The sequence below is a fragment of the Clostridium psychrophilum genome (genome assembly GCF_018861705.1).
GTDB classification, from domain to species: Bacteria; Bacillota; Clostridia; order Clostridiales; family Clostridiaceae; genus Clostridium_AD; species Clostridium_AD psychrophilum.
The window spans coordinates 1-646 of sequence record NZ_JAHLEC010000276.1; the positions used below are offsets into that span (position 1 = coordinate 1).

Annotated in this window: 1 protein-coding gene; it reads right to left on the reverse strand. The window is 31.1% G+C overall.

Features of this window, described 5'->3' with window-relative positions; translation table 11 throughout:
* Positions 1–234 precede the first annotated feature (234 nt).
* Positions 235–646: transposase (locus KPL38_RS19455; RefSeq protein ID WP_216290775.1), on the reverse strand; the 412-nt coding region annotated here is incomplete at its 5' end.

The window sequence follows — 646 nt, forward strand, 5'->3', positions numbered from 1 at the left end:
CATAAGTATATACTCAAATGATGATAGCCACCAAAATTGCTCAATTTCTGAAACAAGCTTAAGAACGATGCCGCGTTAGTACTACTATGGCGATTCAATCTTTTCCTTCTTTCTGAAATCTGATTTAAAAGCAATTGTATTAACTCTAATTTACATAAATGTGTTTTTAATCCTTCTAGCTCTTCATTATTTTCTAAAAATAGACGTAACTTCCCCCTCCCCTAAATAAAGACTTTATGCTATTTTATTTGCTTCTCCTGGTGGAGAGTAATTTTGGCGATTCAACTTATCTTTTGTAACCATTTTACCTTTACCACAGCATGAGCAGATATTTATATCTATTCCTGTCAGCTTTAAAAGAAGCTCCGCTGCACTTAACTTAACATCCAAATTTTCACTAATACTTTGTACTGCACCTGTAAGTTCTTTGCATTTTTGAAGTTTAGTTGACCTATTTCTATTGCTTAATATTCCATAGTGTCTAATTTTAACAAATTTTCTTGGTAAAACATGCATGAGAAATCTTCTAATAAATTCATCTACCGTAAGTGTCATAAATTTTTCTCTATTATGGTCTTTATAATCTCTCCATTTAAATGTTACATAGCCATTTTCTAAATTTACAATTCGATGATTAGCTATCGCT